Below are 21837 nucleotides of genomic sequence, written 5' to 3'. Positions count from 1 at the left end.
ATGTGGTCAGCGCCCCGCTTCCGTCGTCGCCTCGCCGAGGTCGGCGAGCGCCATGCTGATCAGTGCGTCGGCGTCCATGTCGTCGATGGACCCCACCGGCTCCTCGGCCTGCTCGTCGGTGTCCGTCCGGACCCCGCCGAGTTCGAGGAGGCTGTCCATCAGTCCCGCGTCCCGCAACCGGCCGATGGGGATGGCGAGCAGGATGCGGCGGATCTCGTCCTCGGGCAGCCCGCCGTCGACCCCGGTGTCCGGGACGAGCCGCTCGTGCAGCAGGTCGGCGACCGCGTCGGCGTTCGGCCGGTCGAAGGTGAGCGTGGCGGGCAGCCGCAGGCCGGTCGCGGCGTTGAGCTGGTTACGCAGCTCCAGCGCCGCCAGCGAGTCGAAGCCCAGGTCGCTGAAGGCGCGCTCGGGTGGCACCGCGTCGACGGAGTCGTGGGCGAGCACGTCGGCCGCGGTGGTGCGGACCAGGTCCAGCAACACGTCCCGCCGGTCCTGGGCGGGCATTCCCGCGAGCCGGGTCGCCAGCTCGGCGGCGGTGTCGGGCCGGGCCGGGATGGCGCGGCCGGGCCGGCCGGCGGAGGGCGCGCGGACCAGGTCGCGCAGCAGCGGCGCCGCGTCCTCGTACCGCGCGGTGAGTTCGAGCCCGGCCGGCACGTACACCGGCTCCGGCAGGCCGGTGGCGAGGTCGAACAGCCGCAGGGCCTCGTCGACGCCCAGCGCGCGCACCCCTGCCCGGGCCAACCGCTGCCGGTCCGCGACACCCAGCTCGCCGGCCATGCCCCCCTCCCACAACCCCCAGGCCAGCGACTGACCCGCCAGGCCCGCCGCCCGCCGGGACACCACCAACGCGTCCAGGTACGCGTTCGCGGCGGAGTACGCCGCCTGCCCCGCGTTCCCGAACACCCCGGCCGCCGACGAGAACACCACGAACGCCGACAGCTCCGACGCCGCCGTCGCCTCGTGCAGATGCCACGCCCCGTCCACCTTCGGCGCCAGCACCCGGCTCACCCGTTCCGCCGACAGCGAGCCCACCAGGGCGTCGTCCACCACCCCCGCCACGTGCACCACGGCGGAGAGGTCGCGGCCGGCCACCAGCGCGGCCACCGCGTCCCGGTCCGCCACGTCGCACGCCGCCCAGCGCACCGACGCGCCCAACGCCGACAACCGCGCCGACAACTCCTCGGCGCCCGCCGCCGCCAGCCCACGACGGGACACCAACAACAGGTCACGCACCCCCCGCTCCGCCACCAGGTGCCGGGCCAGCACCGCACCCAGCGCGCCCGACGCGCCCGTCAGCAGCACCGTCCCCGGCCCGAAGTCCACGGGCACCGGGTCGGCGGCGGGCACCCGGGCCAACCGGCCCACGTGCGGCACGCCGTCGCGGACCACGACCTGCGGCTCGCCGGGCACCATGGCGACGCGCACGTCGCCGTCGACGAGCACGATCCGGTCGGGGTTCTCCGCCTGCGCCGAGCGGACCAGGCCCCACACCGCGGCGGACGCCAGGTCGACGTCCTCGCCGGGCAGCGCCACCGCGCCCTCGGTGGCGACGACGAGCGTGCCGCTACCGGTGTCGAGCCACTCCTGCACCGTCGCGAGGGTCTCGTGCACGGCCGCGTGCACGTCGCGGCCGGTGGGCACCCGGTGCACGACGGTGTCCGCGCCGGGCGCCGTGCCCGCCGGGACCGGCTTCCACAGCAGTTGGTAGAGCGAGTCGTGGTGCGGGCGGGCGGCCGACGCGAGCTGGTCGGGGCTGACGGCCCGGGTGGCCAGGGAGTCGACGGTCAGCACGGGCCGGCCGGCCAGGTCGACCGCGGTCAGCGCGATCCGGTCCGTGCCCTGCGGGGTCAGCCGCACGCGGAGCGCGGACGGCGCGCCGGCGTGCAGCCGGACCCCGGACCACGCGTACGGCAGCCGCATCGTGCCGTCGGTGGGGATCGCCGCGTGCAGTGCGGCGTCGAGCAGGGCGGGGTGCACCCCGAAGCCGTCGGCGTCGGCGGTGTCGGGCAGGGCGACCTCGGCGAACACCTCGTCGCCCCGGCGGTACGCGGCCCGCACGCCCTGGAAGGTCGGCCCGTAGCCGTAGCCGTCCCGCGCCAGTGCCCGGTAGTCGACGTCCAGTGGCGTCGCGCCCGTCGGCGGCCACTGCACCGGCGCCACGACGGCCTCGTCGGGCGCGACGGTGAGGACGCCCTCGGCGTGCAGGACCCACTCGGTGTCGGTTCGGGCGCGTACGCGCACCGTGCGGCCCGCCTCGGACTCGCCGCCGACGAGCACCTGGACGGCCACGCCGCCGGTCGGCGGCAGCACGAGCGGGGCGTGCAGCGTCAGCTCGTCGAGCACGTCGCAGCCGAGGGCACCGCCCGCGCTCAGCGCCAGGTCGACGAGCGCGGCACCGGGCACCACCACGGTACCGAGGATGTCGTGGTCGGCGAGCCAGGCGTACGAGTCGAGCGAGAGGCGGCCGGTGAACACCAGGCCGTCGGAGTCCGGCAGCGCGACGACCGCCCCCAGCAGCGGGTGGTCGGCGGCGCCCTGACCGAGCCCGGTGGGGTCGCCCGAGGTGGCGGCGCCCTCGAGCCAGTACCGCCGGCGCTGGAACGGGTAGGTGGGCACCGCGATCGGGGTGCCACCGCCGAAGAACGCCGCCCAGTCGACGGCGACGCCGCGCGTGTGCAGGCGTCCGAGCGCCTCGACGGCCGTCCGTGCCTCGTCGCGGTCGCGGCGGGACGCGGGCACGGCCCCGTCGGCGACCGCGCCGCTCAGCACCGCGTCCGGTCCCACCTCGAGGAAGGTGGTGACGCCGCCGTCGCGCAGGGTCTCGACGGCGTCGGCGAACCGCACGGCCTCGCGGACCTGCCGCACCCAGTACTCGGCGGTGGTGGGGTCGGCGTCCGTGCCGGCCGCCGTCGCCACGATCGGGATCACCGGCTGCGCGTAGGTGACGCTCTCCGCCACGGCACGGAACTCGGCGAGCATCGGCTCCATGAGTGGCGAATGGAACGCGTGCGAGACGGTGAGGGGTTTGCTCCGCCGGCCCGCCAGCCGGGACAGCACGGCGGCCACCGCGTCCTCGGCGCCGGAGACGACGACCGCGTGGGGGCCGTTGACCGCGGCGATGCCGACCGCGCCGGCCAGCAGCGGGGCGACCTCCCCCTCGCTGGCCTCGACCGCGACCATGGCGCCGCCGGGCGGCAGTGCCTGCATCAGCCGGCCCCGGGCGGCGACCAGCTTCGCGGCGTCGGCGAGCGACCAGACCCCCGCGACGTGCGCGGCGGCCAGTTCACCGATCGAGTGCCCGGCAACGTGGTCCGGGCGGACCCCCCACGATGCGAAGAGGCGGTACAGGGCGACCTCGAACGCGAACAGCGCGGGCTGGGTCCAGCCGGTCCGGTGCAGGTCCTCGGTGTCGAGGACCTGCCGTAGCGGCCGGTCCAGGTGGCGGTCGAGTTCCGCACAGACCTCGTCGAACGCCGCCGCGAAGGTCGGGAACGCCCGCAGCCGCTCCCCCATGCCCCGCCGCTGCGCGCCCTGCCCGGAGAACAACATCGCCAGCCTGCCCCCGGTGGCGGCGGCGCCGGCCACAGCCGGCAGGGCGGCGAGCAGTTCGTCGGTGTCGGTGGCGACGAGCACGGCGCCGCGGTCGAGGCGCGGGCGGATGGCCAGCGCGTACGCGAGGTCCGCGAGGCGCGTGTCGGGACGCCGCGACACGAAGGACGACAGTTGGGCGGCGACGGCGTGCAGCGCCTCGTCGGTCCGCGCCGACAGCACCACGGGCGTCACCGGGAGGTCGGGGGTGGGCGTGGGCGCCGGGGCGTCCGCCTCCTCGATGATGACGTGCGCGTTGGTGCCGCTGATGCCGAACGACGACACGCCCGCGCGGCGTGGGCGTCCGTCGCGCCGCCACGGCACGGGCTCGGTGAGCAGCTCGACCGCGCCGGTGCCCCAGTCGACCTTCGGCGTCGGCTCGTCGACGTGCAGCGTGCGCGGCAGCACGTCGTGCCGCATGGCCAGCACCATCTTCATGACGCCCGCCACGCCGGCGGCGGCCTGGGTGTGGCCGATGTTGGACTTGATCGAGCCGAGCCACAGCGGCCGGTCCCGGTCCTGACCGTAGGTGGCCAGGATCGCCTGCGCCTCGATCGGGTCGCCGAGGGTCGTGCCGGTGCCGTGCGCCTCCACCACGTCGGTGTCCGACGGGGAGAGGCCGGCGTCGGCCAGGGCCGCCCGGATGACCCGCTGCTGCGACGGCCCGTTGGGGGCGGTGAGGCCGTTGGAGGCGCCGTCGGAGTTGACGGCGGAGCCCCGCACGACGGCGAGCACCCGGTGGCCGTTACGCCGCGCGTCCGACAGCCGCTCCACCACCAGCACCCCGACGCCCTCGGCGAAGCCGACGCCGTCGGCGGCGCCCGCGAAGGACTTGCAGCGGCCGTCGGCCGACAGGCCGAGCTGTCGGCTGAACCCCACGTACGTCTCCGGTGTCGCCATCACGGTGACGCCGCCGACCAGGGCGAGCGAGCACTCGCCGGCCCGCAGCGCCTGGGCCGCGAGGTGCAACGCCACGAGCGACGACGAGCACGCCGTGTCGACGGTCATGGTCGGGCCCTCGAGCCCGAAGGCGTACGCGACCCGGCCGGACGCCACCGCGCCGGTGCTCGCGTTGCCCGGGTAGTCGTGGTACATCATCCCCGCGAACACACCGGTGTCACTGCCCCGCAACGCCACCGGATCCACACCCGCGTCCTCGAACGCCTCCCACGACGTCTCCAACAACAACCGCTGCTGCGGATCCATCGACAACGCCTCACGCGGACTGATCCCGAAAAACTCCGCATCAAAATCCGCAGCCCCGTACAGAAACCCACCCTCACGCGTATACGACTTCCCCACCACACCCGGCACAGGATCAAACAACGACCCCACATCCCAACCCCGGTCAGTGGGAAAACCACCCACCGCATCCCGCCCCGCCGCCACCAACTCCCACAACTCCTCCGGCGACCGCACACCCCCCGGAAAACGACACGCCATCCCCACGATCGCCACCGGCTCGTCGTTGCGGGCCCTCGTGACGGCCCGGGGCGCGGCGCTCGTGCCGCGTACCGTCTCGGCCAGGTGGTCGGCGACCGCCTGGGTGCTCGGGTGGTCGAACGTCAGCGTGGCGGGCAGCCGCAGGCCGGTCGCGGCGTTGAGCTGGTTGCGCAGCTCCAGCGCCGCCAGCGAGTCGAAGCCCAGCTCGGTGAAGGCGCGGCCGGGGTCGACGGCGTCGCCGTCGGGGTGCCCGAGCAGCAGGGCGACCCGCGTGCGGACGAGGTCGAGCAGGACGTCCGCGGCGGCCTGCTCGGACAGCCCGGCCAGGCGCACACCGAGCGGGCTGCCGGTGGCCGCCGCCCGGCGGGTCCGGGGCCGGACCAGGGCACGGTAGAGCGGCCCGTCGACCATCGTGAGGTCGAGCCCGACCGGCACGTACACCGGGGCCGGGAGGGCGGTGGCGAGGTCGAACAGCCGCAGGGCCTCGTCGACCGTCAGCGCACGCACCCCCGCCCGGGCCAGCCGCTGCCGGTCCGCGGCAGCCAGCTCACCCGCCATCCCCCCGTCCCACAGGCCCCAGGCCAACGACTGCCCCGGCAGCCCGGCCGCGCGGCGACGCACCGCCAACGCGTCCAGGAACGCGTTCGCGGCGGAGTACGCCGCCTGGCCCGCGTTGCCGAACACGCCAGCCGCCGACGAGAACACCACGAACGCCGACAGCCCCATCCCGGCGGTCGACTCGTGCAGATGCCATGCCGCGTCCACCTTCGGCGCCAACACCCGGTCCAGCCGCTGGGCCGTCAACGACGTCAGCAGACCGTCGTCCACCACGCCGGCGACATGCACCACCGCCGACAGTGCCCGGCCGGCGACCAGCGCCGTCACCGCGGCCCGGTCGGCCACGTCGCACGCCGCCCACCGCACCGAGGCGCCCGCCGCCGTCAGCTCCGCCGTCAACTGCGCGGCTCCCGGCGCCGCCGCGCCCCGGCGCGACACCAGCAGCAGCTCGCGCACCCCGTGGGCCGCCACCAGGTGACGCACCACCACCGCGCCCAACGCGCCGGAGGCACCCGACACCAGTACCGTCCCGGCGCCGAAGTCCGCCGGGACCGGGTCGGCGGTGGCCGCCCGGGTCAGGCGGGCGGCGTACGGAACACCGTCGCGCACCACGAGCTGGGGCTCGTCGTCGGCGAGCACGACGTCGCCGTCGACCAGGACGACGCGGTCGGGGTACTCGGCCTGGACGGAGCGGACGAACCCCCACACGGCGGCGCCCGCGAGGTCGGTGACGTCCTCGCCGGGCAGGGCCACCGCGCCCCGCGTACGCACGACGAGCCGCGGCCCGGCGGGCTCCGCGAGCCGGGATCCGAGCTCGTCGAGGACGCGGTGCAGGGCCGCGCGGACGCCGGCGGGGGTGTCCGCCGTGCCGGGGTCGCCCGGGAACGTGGTCGTGTCGAGCAGCGTCACCTCCCCGGGCGGCCCGCCGGCGACCGGCACGGGGGCCCAGGTCAGCTCGTACAGCGAGTCGTCCTGGGCCGGGCGGGCGTCGAGCGCACCCACTTCCCGGGTCTCCAGCCTGCCCACGGTCACCACGGGTACGCCCGCGCCGTCGGTCGCGGTGACCGCCCAGCCGGAGCCGTTCGGCACGATCCGGACCCGCACGGCGGTGGCGTGCGTGGCGTGCAGCACCACCTGCTGCCACGAGAACGGGAGCAGGGTGCCGCCCGTGCCGGCGGACCCGGCCAGCAGCGGGGCGTGCAGCGCGGCATCCAGCAGGGCGGGGTGCAGCGCGAACCGCTCGTCCGTCTCGGGGAGGGTGACCTCGGCGTAGAGGCCGTCGCCGCGTTCCCACACGGCCGTGACACCCCGGAAGGCCCGCCCGTACTCGTAGCCCCGGTCGGCGAGCCGGTCGTAGGCGTCGGTCAGGTCGACCGGTCGGGCGCCGGCGGGGGGCCACTCGGCCACGGTCTCCGGCGCGGTGACCGGGCCGGCGGCGACCATGCCGGTGGCGTGGGTCGTCCAGGTCCCGGTGCCTTCGCCGCGCGAGTGGATCTCGACGGCCCGGCGACCCTCCCCGTCCGGTTCGCCGACGCGCAGCCGTAGCTGCACCGCGCCGTCCTCGGGCAGGACCAGCGGGGCGAGGGTGGTCAGCTCCTCCAGCACCGGGCAGCCGAGGGCGTCCGCGGCGTGCAGCGCGAGTTCGACGAGCGCCGCGCCGGGCACGAGCACGGCGCCCGCGACGACGTGGTCCGCGAGCCACGGCTGGGTGCCGGTCGACAACCGCCCGGTGTGGACGACCCCGTCGAGGTCGGGCAGCGCGACGGCCGCGCCGAGCAGGGGGTGCTCGGAGTCGGCGAGCCCGAGTCGGCCCGCCGCCCCCGTCGCGCTCGCGTTCTCCACCCAGTACCGCTGGTGTTGGAAGGGGTAGGTGGGCAGGTCGGTGGTGTGGGCGCCGCTGAAGAAGGTGGGCCAGTCGACGGAGATGCCGGCGGTGTGCAGGGCGGCGACGGCGGTGGTGAGGGTGCGGGTCTCGGGCTGCCCCCGGCGCATGGTGGCGATGCCGCGGGTCGCGCCGGTGGCCATGGCGAGGACGGTGTCCGGGCCGACCTCCAGGAAGGTGCCGACCTGGTGGTCGGTGGCGAGGGCCTGGACGGCGCGGTGGAAACGGACGGTGTCGCGGAGCTGGGTGACCCAGTGCTCGGCGCTCGGGTCGAGGGGGCGGCCGGTGACGGCGGAGATCAGGGGGATGGTGGGTCTCTGGTGCGTGAGGGACGCGGCGACCGCCCGGTAGTCGTCGAGGATCGGGTCCATCAGGTGGGAGTGGAAGGCGTGCGAGACGGTGAGACGCCTGGTCTTGTGGCCCAGCGCGGCGAGCCGTGCGGCCACGCCGAGGGTGGCGGCCTCGTCGCCGGAGAGGACGAGGCTGGTGGGGGTGTTGACGGCGGCGACGGCGACCCCGTCGTCGAGGTGCGGGGCGACCTGTTCCTCGGTGGCCTCGACGGCGACCATCGCGCCGCCGGTGGGCAGGGACTGCATCAGCCGGGCGCGGGCGGCGACGAGCCGCACGGCGTCGGTGAGGTTCCAGACGCCGGCGAGGTGGGCGGCGGTCAGTTCGCCGACGGAGTGCCCGGCGAGGTGGTCGGGGTGGATGCCGAAGGATCCGAGGAGCCGGTGCAGGGCGACCTCGAAGGCGAACAGGGCCGGTTGGGTGTAGCCGGTCCGGTGCACCTCGTCGGTGTCGATGACCTTGCGTAGCGGCTGGTCGAGGTGCTCGTCGAAGGCGGCGCACACCTCGTCGAAGGCGGCGGCGAAGACCGGGTACGCGGCGGCCAGCTCGGCGCCCATCCCCACCCGCTGCGCGCCCTGCCCGGTGAACAGGAAGGCGAGCCGCCCGCCGGGGCCTGCCAGGGTCGGCTGCACGCCGGCCTCCAGCGCGCGTACCAGTTCCTCGGTGTCGCGGCCCACCACGGCGGCGCGGTGCGCGAACGCGGTGCGCCCGACGGCCAGCGTGAAGCCGACGGCCAGCGGGAACGCGACGTCCCCGGGGTCGCGGCCCGCCACCGCCGCGGCCAGGCGCGCGGCCTGGGCCCGCACCGCCTCCGGCGTCCGTCCGGAGAGGACCCACGGGATCACCGGCGGGGTGGGCGCGGGCACCGGCTCGGGGGACTGCGCCGGCTCGGGCTCCTCGATCACCACGTGGGCGTTGGTGCCGCTGATGCCGAACGACGACACGGCGGCCCGACGCGGGCGGTCGCCGGCAGGCCACGGCACCGGCTCGGTGAGCAGCGACACCGCCCCCGCCGACCAGTCCACCTTCGGGGACGGCTCGTCGACGTGCAGGGTGCGCGGCAGCAGCCCGTGCCGCAGCGCACCCACCATCTTGATCACGCCGGCCACCCCGGCCGCCGCCTGGGTGTGCCCGATGTTCGACTTGATGGAGCCGAGCCAGAGCGGCCGGTCGCGTTCCTGGCCGTAGGTGGCGAGGATGGCCTGCGCCTCGATGGGGTCGCCGAGGGTCGTGCCGGTGCCGTGCGCCTCGACCACGTCGACCTGGCTCGCCGACAGGCGCGCGTTGGCCAGCGCGGCCCGGATCACCCGCTGCTGCGACGGCCCGTTCGGGGCGGTCAGGCCGTTGGAGGCCCCGTCGGAGTTGACGGCCGTGCCCCGGACCACCGCCAGCACCCGGTGGCCGTTGCGCCGCGCGTCCGACAGCAGCTCCAGCACCAGCATGCCCACGCCCTCGGACCAGCCGGTGCCGTCGGCGGCGGCGGCGAAGGACTTGCAGCGGCCGTCCGGCGACAGCCCTCGCTGCCGGGAGAACTCGACGAACGTCTCCGGGGTCGCCATCACCGTCACGCCGCCGGCCAGCGCCAGCGTGCACTCGCCGCCGCGCAGCGCCTGCCCGGCCAGGTGCAGGGCCACCAGCGACGACGAGCACGCCGTGTCGACGGTGACCGCCGGCCCCTCCAGCCCGAACGTGTACGCCACCCGGCCCGAGGCGATGGAGCCGGTGGAGCTGTTGCCCGCGTAGTCGTGGTACATCATCCCGGCGAACACGCCGGTGGCGCTGCCCCGCAGCCCCACCGGGTCGATGCCCGCGCTCTCCAGCGCCTCCCACGAGGTCTCCAGCAGCAGCCGCTGCTGCGGGTCCGTCGTCAACGCCTCGCGCGGGCTGATCCCGAAGAACTCGGCGTCGAAGTCCGCGGCGTCGGGCAGGAAGCCACCCTCGCGCGTGTACGACCGGCCGGGCGTGCCGGGGGTCGGGTCGTACAGCTCCCCCACGTTCCAGCCCCGGTCGGTGGGGAAGCCGCCGATCCCGTCGCGCCCGGCGGCGGCCAGGGCCCACAGCTCCTCCGGCGTACGCACGCCGCCCGGATAGCGGCACGCCATGCCGACGATCGCGATGGGCTCGTGTGCGGCCTCCTCCGCGTCCCGCAGCCTGCGCCGCGTCTCGCGCAGCTCCGCTGTCGTCCGCCTGAGGTAGTCGAGCAGCTTTTCCTCGTTGTCGGGCATCGACGTCACTCCAAGCGCGGACCGGTGGGGGGATCGGGTTCGGGGCGGGATGTTCGGGGTGCCGTGTCGGCGGCGGGAGCGCGGACGGGTGCGGGTGCGCCTGTCCCCGGCGCGCACGACCGGCGCGCCGGGGCCGCGGGTTCGTCGCGGTCAGCTCACCCGGCGCTCGTGCCCCTGCCAGAACCGCTCCCGCAGCTCGCGACGCAGGATCTTGCCGCTGGGGTTGCGGGGCACCCGGTCGATGAACTCGTAGTGCAGCGGCTGCTTGAAGGCCGCCAGCCTGCCGCGCAGGTGCAGCGCCAGGTCGCTCTCGGTGAGCTGCTGGCCCTCCACCGGCACCACGAACGCGTGCACGGCCTCGCCCCAGCGCTCGTCCGGCACGCCCACGACAGCCGACTCGGCGACCAGCGGGTGACGGCCGATGACGTGCTCGACCTCCGCCGGGTAGACGTTCTCCCCCGCCACGATGATCATGTCCTTGATCCGGTCGCGGATGAACAGGTAGCCGTCCTCGTCCAGCACGCCGGCGTCGCCGGTGACGATCCAGCCGTCGACCAGCGTCCTCGCCGTGGCCTCCGGCAGGTTCCAGTACTCCACCATCGCCGCCGGGGTACGCAGCCACACCTCGCCGACCTCGCCGGCCGGCAGCGGGTTCCCCTGGCTGTCGGCGACCTTGACCTCGAAGCCCGGGTAGGGGCGTCCCGCCGCCTGCATCTTGCCGCCGTCCGGCGTGTGGTCGGCCGGGGGCAGACAGATGGCGGTGTTGCCGGTCTCGGTCAGCCCGTAGATCTGGGCGAACTCGCAGCCGAAGCCCTCGACGCAGCGGGCGAGCAGCCCGGCCGAGATCGGCGCGCCGCCATAGACCACCTTGCGCAGCGAGGTGAAGTCCTCGCGGGAGACCCCGGGCTCCGCCAGCAGCAGCCGCAGCATGGCGGGCACCAGGCAGGCGGTGGTGACCCGCAACGTCCTGATCAGCTCGGCCGCGCCCGCCGTGGTGAACTCGCGCATCACGACGTTCGTGACGCCCGAGGCGAAGCCCTGCGTCGCCCACCAGAGACCGCCGATGTGGAAACCGGCCATACCGACGAGGCTGACGTCGCCCGCACGCCAGTCGATCCAGTCCAGCTCGGCCGAGGCGAGCGCCGCGCGTACCGCGAAGAAGCTGCGGTGGGCGAGGACGACGCCCTTGGGCAATCCCGTCGTGCCGCTGGTGTACATCTGCACCAGCGGCGTGTCCGGCGTGACCCGGGCCAGCACGTTCGCGTCCGGCTGCGCCGACGCCCAGGCGGTGAAGCCCGCGCCGGCCGCGCCCGGCTCGTCGAGCCCCACCACCCGCTTCAGCGTCGGCAGCTCCGGCGCCAGCTTCTCGGCGGTGGCGGCCGAGTCGGCGTCGACGAACAGCAGCGCGGCGCCGGAGTCGCGCAGGATGTGCTCGACCTCGCCGGCGGCCAGCCGCCAGTTGATCGGGACCAGCACCGTGCCGGTCTTCGCGGCGCCGAAGAGCAGCTCGTAGTAGTGCTCGGACTCCTTGCCCAGGTAGGCGATGCGGTCGCCGGGGCGCAGGCCCGCCGCCTGAAGGCCACGCGCGACCTGGTTGCTGACGCGGTGCAGGGTGGCGTAGTCGACGCGCCGGCCCTCGCAGACCACGGCGACGACGTCCGGCTGCTGGACGGCGTGCCTGCGCACGACGTCGACGAGGGTGCGCAACTGAACGGTCACCGGTCCTCCTCAGGATGCGTACGGGTGGGGGCGGCTCATGCCGCGTCGGCCTGGGTGCGCGTGGGCGGGTTGACCAGCGCCATCCGCACCTCGCCCTCGGCGACACCGCCCTGGGTGTCCCAGAAGCGCCACGGCATGTCGATGATCTGGACCGGCCGGCTGCGGTTGCGCTCGCTGAACTCGGCGAAGGACACCTCGCCGTGGAACGACGACGAGTCGATCGGCCGCCGGAACCTGCTGCTGAAGTTGGCGATCAGCATGTCCGGGAGCTGCTTGGCCCAGTAGTCGTCCATCGTCCACGCGGCCAGCGCGGGCACCGACTGCTCCTGGACGCACTTCGCGATCAGGTAGTACATGAGCTGGTTGAAGCAGATGTTCACCTCGACCGAGTTGAGGTGACCCGTGTCGTCGATGTAGCAGGGGTAGGGAATGGCGAAGTCGCCTTCGGCGCTCGCCAGCCCGTTGGCGACCGTGACGGTCGCGGACTTGAGGTACTGCGTCTTCGGCCTCGCGTACGGGCGCAGCACGTCCGAAAGCAGTACCGGGTCGTTGGCGAAAGTCGCACGCCCGATCGACACGCTGTTCATCACCGGCGATGTGGTCATTGCTATTCCTCCTATGCGCACGAGTGCGAAATTGAAGGTAATCGCGTCCGGTCCATCAACCGGTAACAGCGGAAGAACTCAGCCGACGCCCCTGACGGAGCCCACCGACGAGCCGGTCGAGCAGCCGGTCGGAGGTGAGCGACAGGTCGGTGAGCAGCGCATCGGGCGACAGCAGCGCCAGGTGCAGCGCCTGGATGCGCTCCGAGGGCTCGATGCCCAGCTCGCCCAGCATCCGTCGGCGGAACCGCAGGTAGACCTCCAGCGCGGCCGGCGTGCGGCCGGATCGGTGCAGCGCGAGCATCAGCATCGTGTGCGCCGATTCGTGCAGGGGGTGCTCCACGACCAGCGACGCGAGTTCGGAGGTCGCCTCCCGGTGCCGCCCCAGGCACAGGTCGGCGTCGATCCTGGTGGTGAGCGCGTAGAACCGGCGTTCCTCCAGCCGCGCCGCCTGGGCGCGTAGCTGCGGACCCCACTGGCCCCGGTGCACCACGTTGCCGCGCCACAGCGCCAGCGACCGGCGCAGGTCCGCGCCGGCCTGCTCGTAGTCGCCCGCGCGCATCGCGGCGGTCCCCGCCGTGACCAGCGCGTCGAACTCGACGATGTCGAGCTGCCGCGGGTCCACCCGCAGCGTGTAGCCGCCCGAGCAGGTGAGCAGGACGTCGCGCGCGATGTCCTCGACGGACCCGCCGAGCACGCCGTGCAGGAGCTTGCGCACCTTGAACATGTACGTCTGCAGGGTCGCGTGGGCGGTGCGGGGCGCCCCCGAGCTCCACAGCTCCCGCACGAGCACCGACGCGCCGACCGGCTGGTTCGCGTTGAACAGCAACGCGGACAGCACCAGCCGCAGCTTCGGCGCGCTCGGTGCGATGTCGACCCCGTCGTGCCGGATGACCAGCGGGCCGAGCAGCTCGAAGCGCAACCCCGCGAGCGGGTTCCCGGCCGGGGGCCGCACCGGGGCGGGCGGTGGCGGCTCGGGCCGTCGGGCCGCCGTCGTGGGGTCGGCCGCCGACTCCAGCAACGCGGCGAGGAGCGTCAGTTTCTCCTCGTGCGACATCGATCCCAGTTCCGCAAACTTCGTAATCATTTCGCCGACCTCGCTATCAGTCGGATCCACCGCACTTTCCACCGCTGGCAAGGGGCGCCGGCGCACTGGTTCCGTGACGGAGCGACGATTCCGACGAGGGGGAGTCAGGACAGGATTCCACGCTATTCCAAGCCAGGGTCGAGCCGATAGTGACCGCGTCATGGACCAGGGTGACCGAACGAGAGACCAGCATGTGACGGCGGCACTTGCCGGGCGGATGCGGTGCCGCAAGGCTGTTCGGACAACACGCTGGAGTGTCGCTGGAGTCTCACTGGAGCGGCACCTGTCGAGCAGGGAGCAGCCATGTCGGACACAGACGCACCGCTGCGCGTCGGGTTCAAGCGGCACCTCCGGGCCCACGTGGTGCCCGGTGACGCGGTCTACCTGCTGTCCGAGCGCGGGGCCACCTCGATCAGTGGGGCACAGGTCGAGGCCCTGGCGCCGCTGCTCGACGGCACCCGCGACCTCGCCGGGCTCGTCCGCGACAGTCCCGCCGGGATGGCGCCGGCCGAGATCGGCGCCGTCGTCCGGCGGCTCGTCGACGCCGACCTGGTGACGCTGCGGCCCGCCGGGCCGGCCGGCGCCGACGAGCCCGCGTTCGCGTACTGGGAGTCGGCCGGCCTGGATCCCGCCGCCGCCACCCGGGCCAGCGCCGCCGCCCGGGTCGACCTCGTCCACGTCGGCGGCCGGCCGGCGGGTGCCGCGGCGTCGGCGGCGGCTGACGCGCTGCGCGCGGCCGGCCTGACCGTCTCGCCGGCCGCCGGGAACTTTTCCGCCCCGGCCGCCGACTTAACGGTTGTGCTCTGTGACGACTACCTGGACGAGGAGTTGGCCTCCGTCGACGCCGCGCAGCGCGCCGCCCGGCGACCGTGGCTGCTCGCGAAGCCCGGTGGCGCACAGGTCTGGGTGGGGCCGGTCTTCGACCCGGCGGCCGGGGCGGGGTGCTGGCACTGCCTGGCCCACCGGTTGCGGGGCCACCGTCAGGCCGAGACGCGGCTGCGGGCCGTCGTCGGCTCCGCCGCCGAGCTCGCCACTCCCCCCGTCTCGCTGCCCCCGCTCGGCGCCGCGGCCCTGCACCTGGTGGCCCTGGAGGCCGCCAAGTGGACGGCGGGACTGCGGCACGACGGGCAGCGGGCCGTGTGGACGCTGGACAGCGTCACCCTGCGCGGCGCCCATCACGAGGTACGCGCCCGACCGCAGTGCCCGCGGTGCGGCGACCCCGGCATCGAGCGCGAGCGGGCGTTCCGCCCGGTGCCGCTGCGCAGCCGGCCCACGTTGTCGCGTTCCGGCGGCGGCCACCGCGCCCTGGCCCCGGAGCAGGTGCTGCACGACTATGGGCACCTGGTGAGCCCGGTCAGCGGCGTGGTCAAGGAGATCACCCGCGACGGGCGGGGCCCGGCCTTCTTCAACTCGTTCCGCTCGGGCCCCAACCTCGCGACGACGACGCGCAGCAACGCCGACCAGATGCGGTTCGCGCTGCGGGCCGAGAACGGCGGCAAGGGCGTCACCGCCGTGCACGCCGAGGTCAGCGCGCTCTGCGAGGCCATCGAGCGGCACAGCGCCTACTTCCACGGCGACGAGGCCCGGGTCAGTGGCAGCTACACCGAGCTGGCCGACACCGCCGTGCACCCCGACGACTGCCTGCTCTTCGACAAGCGACAGTACGCCGACCGCGCCCGCTGGAACGCCACCTGCTCACCGTTCCAGTACGTGTGCGCGCCGTTCGACGAAGCGGCCGTGACGAGCTGGACCCCGGTGTGGTCGCTCACCGGCCAGCGGCACCGCCTGTTGCCCACCTCGATGCTCTACTTCAACGTGCCGCAGCAGCACGGCGGCCTGACGCTGTGTGCGGACTCCAACGGCAACGCCGCCGGCGGCAGCCTGGAGGACGCGCTGTTGCAGGGCCTGCTGGAGCTGGTGGAGCGCGACGCGGTGGCCCTCTGGTGGTACAACCGCACCCGGGCCCCCGCGGTCGACCTCGACAGCTTCGGCGACCGCTGGATCGACGAGCTGCGCGAGGTCTACGCGGGCCTGCACCGCGAGGTCTGGGTGCTGGACGTGTCGTCGGACGTCGGGATCCCCACCATGGCCGCGCTGTCGCGGCGCACCGACAAGCGGTGTGAGGACATCATGTTCGGCTTCGGCGCACACCCGGATCCCCGGGTGGCGCTGATCCGCGCGCTCACCGAGATGAACCAGTTGATGCCGGCGGTGGCGGAGGTCGGCGACGACGGTGGGTACGGCTGGTCCGATCCCGACGCCGTGCGGTGGTGGCGCACCGCCACCTGGGCCGGCGACGCCTACCTGCGCCCCGACCCGGCGGTGCCGGCACGCCGGCTCGCCGACTACCGGCACGCCCCGACGGGCGACCTGTTGCAGGACGTCCGCGCGGTGCAGCACCGGCTGGAGGCGCTGGGGCTCGACGTGCTCGTGCTCGACCAGACCCGTCCGGATGTCGGGCTTCCCGTGGTGAAGGCCATCGTGCCGGGGATGCGCGGTTTCTGGGCGAGGTTCGCGCCGGGCCGGTTGTTCGACGTCCCGGTGCGCCTCGGCAGGCTCGACCGTCCCACGGAGTACGAGAACATCAACCCGATACCACTTTTCGTGTAGAACGGGGCGCCCGTGGCCGTCGCCGCCGCGCCCATCGAGGAGCCAGGTTGCCATCCGACGTCGAGCGGTCCCGCCCCGGAGCGGGCCTGCCACTGTGGTCCTTCCGGGACGACGTGACCATCGAGACGGCTGGGGACGGCAGTCTGACCATCCTCACCCGCTGGGGCGACGTCCCCCTGGGCCGGCCCGCGCCTCCGGTCGAGGAGGTCCTGCACCGCATGACCTACGGGCCGGTCGCGCTCGGCAACGTCGCCGGGCTGGACCGACGCCTGCTCCGGTCGGTCTTCGACCGGCTGCCCGGCCGGATAGTCCGCTCGCTGGGCTCGGCGGACTCCCCGGTGCCGCTGCTGTCGGTCCAGCCGGTCTCCCCCCTGGGGGTGCTCGCCCTGCCCGAGGTGACCGAGGAGCACCCGATCCGGTTGTCCCGGTTCGCCTTCGCCGCGCAGCGCGACGGCGAGCTGGTGCTCGAGTCCCCGCTGTCGCACCACCGGGTGGTGCTGCACCGGCCGCAGGCGTCGCTGGTGCTCGGCGCGCTGCCCCGGGCCACCACCAGCGTCGAGGTGGGGCGCCGGGCCGGCCTGGCGCTCCCGGTGGTGTCCGACGTCATCGCCTACCTGGTGGGCGCGGGCATGGTCGTCGCCGGCGCGGGCGGCACGTCGGACTTCCACGAGGACTCCGACCGCACGCTGCTGCTGTGGTCGCCGTACGACCTGCTGTTCCACTCGCGCAGCCGGCTCGGCCCGCACGACGGCCCCGCCGGCGCGACGTTCCGCCACGTCGCGACCCTGCCGCCGCCGGCGGCGACCAAGCCGGCGCCCGCCGGGCCACGGATCCCGATGTATCGCCCGGCCGTGCCGAACGCGCGCGGGATGACCCTCATCGAGGCCGTCGACCGGCGCCGGTCGACCCGCGCCTTCGCCGAGGCGGGACCGTCGACCCGGGAGCTCGGGGAGCTGTTGTTCCACGCCGCGCGGGTCCGGAAGCAGTCGGTGGCCACGGCCCCCGCCGACGTGCGGTACGCGGTGACGCGGCGCCCGTATCCCAGTGCGGGTTCGCTGTACGAGCTGGAGCTGTATCTGACCGTGGACCGCTGCCCGGACCTGCGGCGCGGGATCTACCACTATCACCCGGTGGAGCACGCGCTGACGCTCGTCAACGCCGACCCCGCCACCGTCGACGAGCTGCTCGACAACGCGCGGGTGGCCGGCGGGGGGCGGCCACCGCCCGTGCTGATCACGGTGACCGCCCGGGCGGACCGGCTGTCCTGGGTCTACGACAGCATCTCCTACGCCACCACCCTCAAGCACGTCGGCATGCTCGAGCAGACCCTCTACCTCGTCGCCACGATGCTCGGGCTCGCCACCTCCGCTCTCACCCTGGGCGACGCGGGAATTCCCGCCTCGGCATTCGGGCTCGACTGGCCGGCGGAGGTCAGCGTCGGCGAATTCGCCATCGGGCTGCCCGAGAACGAGGCCACCGATAACGACGAGTACCCGGGCGTACACGGAATGTAAATGAATTGACATGCCGCCGGGAAAGGGCGTCGGCGCACCCCCTACGGATCGGAAAAAGTGCGGCCTCGATGCGTGCGGTCGCGTGATAGAACGGGGTTAATTGCGCCGGCCCGACAGGGGATGCCAAGTTGATCAAGGTGTTGTTGGCCGAGGACATGCACATGGTCCGAGACGCGCTGGTCGCGTTGCTCAACCTGGAACCGGACATCGACGTCGTCGCCGCGGTTGCCTCGGGCACGGAGATCCTGCCCATGGCGCAACGGTTCCGACCCGACGTCGCCGTGATCGACATCGACCTGCCGGGCAAGGACGGCCTCTCCGCCATCGCCGACATCCAGGCCCACCTGCCGGAGATCCGCACCCTGGTCCTGACCGCGCTCGGCCGGCCGGGCACCCTGCGCCGGGCGCTGTCTGCGAAGGCGACCGGCTTCCTGCTCAAGGACGCACCGACCGAGCAGTTGGTCGAGGCCATCCGCAGTGTCGCCGCCGGCCGGCGGGTCGTCGACAGCCAGCTCGCGATGTCCGCCTGGGACAGCGCCGACTGCCCGCTCACGGCACGCGAGACCGAGGTGCTCCGCCTGACGGCGGAGGGGTTCCAGGCCGTCGACATCGCGGCGCGGATGTTCCTGTCAGTCGGTACCGTCCGCAACTACCTGACGACCATCGTCAACAAGCTCGCCGCCCGCAACCGGGTCGACGCCATCCGGGTCGCCCGGGAGGCCGGTTGGTTGTGACCGCGACGCCTGGCGACGGTCCAGGCGCAGCGGCACCTTGGCGCACAGACGGAACAGGTCCGGCTGCCGCTCGACCATCAACGAGCCGCCGATCTCCTGGGCGCGCACGGACAGGTTGCGCAACCCGTTGCGGCCACTGCCGGGATCCCGGGGCGGCCCGATGGCCAGGTCGTCGTTGAGGATCTCGATCGAGGCGTCGTCGTGCGTCTGCCGGATGGTGATGTCGCAGCGCTTGGCCTTGCTGTGCCGCAGGATGTTCGTCACCCCCTCCCGCAGCACCGTGGCCAGCACCGTGCTGACCTGGACCGGCAGGTCGAGGTGGTCGCTGTCCAGCCGCACCTGGATCTCCGCGGCGGAGAGCACGGACACCGCGGAGCGGCACTCCTCCTCCAGCGACAACTCGCGGTAGCCACTGGCGACGGTCCGCGCGTCGGCGAGGGCGACCCGGGATATCTCCAGGACCTCCAGCAGATGGTCGCTCGCCTCCTGCGGGGACTTCTCCATCAGCCGGTGCACGAGCTCGATCTTCAGCGAGATCGCGGACAGGCTGTAGCCGAGCAGGTCGTGCAGGTCGCGGGCGAACCGCAGCCGCTCCCGCAGCACCGCCATCCGCGCGATCTCCGCGCGGCTCTCCTGCACCTCGACGACGAGCGCGGTCAGCCGGGACAGCCCGTACACCACGAGCCCCGTCGTGACGGTGGAGATCGAGGTGTAGAGCATGTCGATCGGCGCCTGCGTGAAGAACCACTGGGCGACGGCCATCGAGACGACGATGATGGAGAAGGTCAACCACGCCGTGACGGCCCGCAACACCAGCAGCACGCTGCCGGCCAGGAAGCCCGGCATGCCCACCCACGCCTGACCGAAGATCAGGATGGGCAGGTAGACGAGCGCCGCCTGGGTGAGCAGGACGCCGTATCCCAGCGGGGTGCGCAGCCGCCCGTTGTCCCGGCCGTACCAGCGCAGTTGCAACGCCATCAGGGCGGCGATGCACGTGAACGACAGGGCGATGGCGTACGGGCCCACCGGCAGGAACATGACGTGCAGGAAGCCGATCAGGCTGATGCTGGTGAAGACGGCGGTGACGACGCCCATCGCGAGCCGGGGCGCCGGTAGCGGGGCCACCCCTTCCGAGAATGGGCGCTCCAGTGCGACGCGGAGGTTCACGGCAGCAGCGCTCTCGGCTCCGCTAGCGCAACCGGGGCAGGCTCAGCGGCGGGCTCGCCGCGTGCCCGGCCCCGTCGATCCCCCGCCGGCCGGGATGCCCGGCCACGGGCGTCGATGCAACAACCACGACACACTCCCCCAGCGATCCTCGACGGCGGGGAATGTCCTCGTCGGCCCGTGACATCCGATGACGTCGACGGCGCCCGTCCGGGCACCGAATCCCATCGAAATGTTCAGCGACACAGGAGCAATTGCCCGGATTTCGGACCGCGAATTGTGACGCGCCCCGCCGGACTGCACGTTCCCCCTTGAGGTTCGACCTTTCCACATAAAAATGACGGTCGTCAAGCGCCGACCCCTACCGCAGCAGCGCGAAAGGGTCCTAATCGATGCTAGGCCGCAATTGCCACCGTCACGTCATATCCGCTCGTAGCTACATTTGATCGGGCACCGTCGGACCACGGGGAGGACGCCGGACTCAGCCCACCGTCGCCAGCGGCCGGGCGCCGTACGTGACGCGGACGATGCCGTCGTGGTGACGTTCCGTCTCGGCGGTGACCCCGAAGACCCCGGAGAGCACCTGTGGCGTGAGCGCGTCCAGCACCGGGCCCTCCGCCACCACCCGGCCGCGGTCCAGCACGACGAGGCGGTCGCAGCTACGCACCGCGAGGTCCAGGTCGTGCAGCACCGCCAGCGTGGTGACGCCCAGCGTGTGCACCAGTTCCAGCAGCTCGAACCGCGCCCGGATGTCCAGGTGGTTGGTCGGCTCGTCGAGCACCAGCAGCCGCGGCTGTTGGGCGAGCGCCCGGGCGAGCAGCACCCGCTGCCGCTCGCCGCCGGAGAGCGAGCCGAAGATCCGATCCGCCTGCGCGAGCATCCCGGTGCGCCGCAACGCGTCGACCACGAGATCGTGGTCCTCGGCGCTCTCCCGGTCGAACACCCCCTTGTGCGGGATGCGCCCCAGCGCGGCGACCTCCTGCACGGTCAGCCCCGGCGGGGTGGGGCTGTTCTGCAACACCGCGGCGGTACGCCGCGCCGCCGCCCGCGCCGACAAGGACCAGACGTCCTCGTCGCCGAGCAGCACCCGCCCCCCGCTCGGGCGGACCGAGCGGTAGATCGTCCGCAGGAGCGTGGACTTGCCGCTGCCGTTGGGGCCGATCAGGCCGACGACCTCGCCGGGCGCGACGTCCATGTCGACGTCGCGCAGGATCGGCGTGGCGCCGATGGAGACGCACACCCGCTGCACCTGAAGCTTCATGAGTGGGACAGGCTCCTATCCCGGCGCATCAGCCAGATGAAGAACGGCGCGCCGAAGAGGGCGGTCAGGATGTTGAGGGGCAGTTCGTTCGGCGGGTCGACGGTCCGGCACAGCAGATCGACGACCACCAGGTAGACGGCGCCGACGAGCGCCGCCAGGGGCAGGACGCGGCGGTGGTCCACGCCGAACGCGAGGCGTACCAGGTGCGGCACCATCAGCCCGACGAAGCCGATGCCGCCGGCGACGGCGATGAGCACGCCCGCGAGCAGCGACGTCAACACGATCGACACGATCCGCAGGCGCTTGACGTCGATGCCGAGGGCGGTCGCCGACTCGTCGCCGGTGACGAGCGCGTTGAACTGCCGGGCGTACAGGGTCAGCAGCACGGTCACCGCCAGGACGACCACGCCCGCGATCTGCAACTGCTCCCAACGGGCCCCCGCGACGCTGCCGAGCAGCCAGAACATGATCTGACGCATGTTGTTGGGGGTCGTCTGAAGTTGCAGCAGGCTCGTGATCGAGGTGAACACGTAGCTGATCGCGACCCCCGCGAGCACGAGCCGGACCGGATTGAGCCGACCGCGCTGCTGGCCGAGGCTGAACACCAGCGCCACCGCCAGCATCGAGCCGAGGAACGCCGCGCCGGACACGCCCAGCCCGCCGAGCGTGCCCGCGCCCAGCGCCATCACGGTGACGGCGCCGACCGAGCCGCCCGCCGACACGCCGAGGATGAAGGGGTCGGCGAGCGGGTTGGCCACGAGCGCCTGCAACACGACGCCCGCGACCGCCAGCCCGGCGCCGCACAGCGCGGCCAGCAGCACCCGGGGGATCCGGAAGGTCCAGACGATCTGGTCGTGCGCCGGGTCCACCGCGGGGGTCGCCCCCGTCAGGTGCGCCCAGACGATCCGACCGGTGTCACCGACGGAGACCGACACCGACCCGACGGCGGCCGCGACGAGGATCGCGACGACCAGCAGCACGCCGAGCACGAGCAGGCACAGCGGCAGCGGCACCCCGTGCAGCGGGGCCGGCCGGGTGGCGGCGCGCTTCGACACGGCCGGCACCCGGCCGTTCGCGGTACGCGAGAGGATGGCCATGGCGG

General features: G+C 73.6%; 10 protein-coding genes. 3 read left to right on the top strand and 7 right to left on the bottom strand.

Annotated elements, in window-relative coordinates; all coding sequences use genetic code 11:
• Positions 1 to 6: 6 nt before the first annotated feature.
• The 4 genes from ACQ452_RS06295 to ACQ452_RS06280 all read right to left on the bottom strand — a co-directional run bounded on the left by ACQ452_RS06295 (position 7) and on the right by ACQ452_RS06280 (position 13452).
• On the bottom strand, positions 7 to 10044 hold the full coding sequence (locus ACQ452_RS06295) for an SDR family NAD(P)-dependent oxidoreductase (RefSeq protein ID WP_433390866.1): 10038 nt from the start codon (positions 10042 to 10044) through the stop codon (positions 7 to 9).
• Between the two features lie 150 nt (positions 10045 to 10194).
• Positions 10195 to 11763: a fatty acid--CoA ligase gene (locus tag ACQ452_RS06290; protein WP_433390863.1), complete on the bottom strand. Its 1569-nt coding sequence runs from the start codon at positions 11761 to 11763 to the stop codon at positions 10195 to 10197.
• Positions 11764 to 11798: 35 nt separating this feature from the next.
• Positions 11799 to 12368 carry an FcoT family thioesterase gene (locus ACQ452_RS06285; protein ID WP_433390860.1) on the bottom strand — a complete coding sequence of 190 codons (570 nt, stop codon included), beginning with the start codon at positions 12366 to 12368 and terminating at the stop codon, positions 11799 to 11801.
• Positions 12369 to 12423: 55 nt separating this feature from the next.
• A complete protein-coding gene (locus tag ACQ452_RS06280; protein ID WP_433390858.1) occupies positions 12424 to 13452 on the bottom strand; it encodes an AfsR/SARP family transcriptional regulator in 1029 nt (342 codons plus the stop codon).
• A gap of 303 nt (positions 13453 to 13755) precedes the next feature.
• On the opposite strand from ACQ452_RS06280, the gene ACQ452_RS06275 reads away from it, so the two are divergent.
• The 3 genes from ACQ452_RS06275 to ACQ452_RS06265 all read left to right on the top strand — a co-directional run bounded on the left by ACQ452_RS06275 (position 13756) and on the right by ACQ452_RS06265 (position 18310).
• Positions 13756 to 16062 (top strand): TOMM precursor leader peptide-binding protein, encoded by a 2307-nt coding sequence (locus tag ACQ452_RS06275; RefSeq protein ID WP_433390856.1) that lies wholly within the window; start codon positions 13756 to 13758, stop codon positions 16060 to 16062.
• A gap of 47 nt (positions 16063 to 16109) precedes the next feature.
• Positions 16110 to 17576: a SagB family peptide dehydrogenase gene (locus ACQ452_RS06270; RefSeq protein WP_433390853.1), complete on the top strand. Its 1467-nt coding sequence runs from the start codon at positions 16110 to 16112 to the stop codon at positions 17574 to 17576.
• A 137-nt stretch (positions 17577 to 17713) separates the two neighbouring features.
• Positions 17714 to 18310 carry a response regulator transcription factor gene (locus ACQ452_RS06265; protein ID WP_433394008.1) on the top strand — a complete coding sequence of 199 codons (597 nt, stop codon included), beginning with the start codon at positions 17714 to 17716 and terminating at the stop codon, positions 18308 to 18310.
• Here the strand turns inward: ACQ452_RS06265 and ACQ452_RS06260 are convergent.
• From ACQ452_RS06260 to ACQ452_RS06250, 3 genes are all read right to left on the bottom strand, one after another.
• A complete protein-coding gene (locus ACQ452_RS06260; RefSeq protein ID WP_433390852.1) occupies positions 18206 to 19435 on the bottom strand; it encodes a histidine kinase in 1230 nt (409 codons plus the stop codon). The two genes, ACQ452_RS06265 and ACQ452_RS06260, sit on opposite strands and share 105 nt — an antisense overlap.
• Before the next feature lie 520 nt (positions 19436 to 19955).
• Positions 19956 to 20735 carry an ABC transporter ATP-binding protein gene (locus ACQ452_RS06255; RefSeq protein WP_433390849.1) on the bottom strand — a complete coding sequence of 260 codons (780 nt, stop codon included), beginning with the start codon at positions 20733 to 20735 and terminating at the stop codon, positions 19956 to 19958.
• Positions 20732 to 21832 carry a FecCD family ABC transporter permease gene (locus ACQ452_RS06250; RefSeq protein WP_433390848.1) on the bottom strand — a complete coding sequence of 367 codons (1101 nt, stop codon included), beginning with the start codon at positions 21830 to 21832 and terminating at the stop codon, positions 20732 to 20734. Before ACQ452_RS06250 ends, ACQ452_RS06255 begins: the two co-directional genes overlap by 4 nt.
• Positions 21833 to 21837 lie beyond the last annotated feature (5 nt).

This window comes from Micromonospora sp. KLBMP9576, assembly GCF_050941805.1.
In the GTDB taxonomy this organism is placed as follows: Bacteria; Actinomycetota; Actinomycetes; order Mycobacteriales; family Micromonosporaceae; genus Micromonospora.
This window is presented reverse-complemented; position numbering and strand designations above follow the sequence as displayed.

Excerpts from the sequence above, each read along its gene's own strand:
- ACQ452_RS06295 (WP_433390866.1), bottom strand. The coding sequence starts at position 10,044 with ATGCCCGACAACGAGGAAAAGCTGCTCGACTACCTCAGGCGGACGACA.
- ACQ452_RS06285 (WP_433390860.1), bottom strand. The coding sequence starts at position 12,368 with ATGACCACATCGCCGGTGATGAACAGCGTGTCGATCGGGCGTGCGACT.
- ACQ452_RS06280 (WP_433390858.1), bottom strand. The coding sequence starts at position 13,452 with ATGATTACGAAGTTTGCGGAACTGGGATCGATGTCGCACGAGGAGAAA.
- ACQ452_RS06275 (WP_433390856.1), top strand. The coding sequence starts at position 13,756 with ATGTCGGACACAGACGCACCGCTGCGCGTCGGGTTCAAGCGGCACCTC.
- ACQ452_RS06255 (WP_433390849.1), bottom strand. The coding sequence starts at position 20,735 with ATGAAGCTTCAGGTGCAGCGGGTGTGCGTCTCCATCGGCGCCACGCCG.
- ACQ452_RS06250 (WP_433390848.1), bottom strand. The coding sequence starts at position 21,832 with ATGGCCATCCTCTCGCGTACCGCGAACGGCCGGGTGCCGGCCGTGTCG.